1 protein-coding gene is annotated in these 251 nt (G+C 48.2%); it reads right to left on the bottom strand.

Translation table 11 applies throughout. The features are described 5' to 3' along the window. Nucleotides 1-238, bottom strand: a 238-nt coding sequence (locus BGK49_RS19345; RefSeq protein ID WP_032335914.1) for a transposase, incomplete at its 3' end; no start/stop codon positions are given. Nucleotides 239-251 lie beyond the last annotated feature (13 nt).

Raw genomic sequence — 251 nt, 5'->3', positions numbered from 1 at the left:
CAAGGCGAGCTTCATTTAACGCCTTACGCAGTTGCAGAATTTCAGATTCCAGTTCAGCCACCGTGCGGGAACCAGGAGTACCGAGCCCTTTTCTGGCGGCGGTAACCCATTGTCCTAAAGTGCCTTCAGGAAGGGATAATCGGGAAGCGCCTTCACTGATCGAAAGTTGATTTTCAAGAACCGTTCTGACAGCTTCGGCTTTGAACTCTTTAGAGTAACGTTGGTTTTTTCTGCTCATTATTAGCTCCTTC

It is taken from the genome of Shigella sp. FC1544, assembly GCF_001722145.1.
Lineage (GTDB): Bacteria > Pseudomonadota > Gammaproteobacteria > Enterobacterales > Enterobacteriaceae > Escherichia > Escherichia coli.
This window is presented reverse-complemented; position numbering and strand designations above follow the sequence as displayed.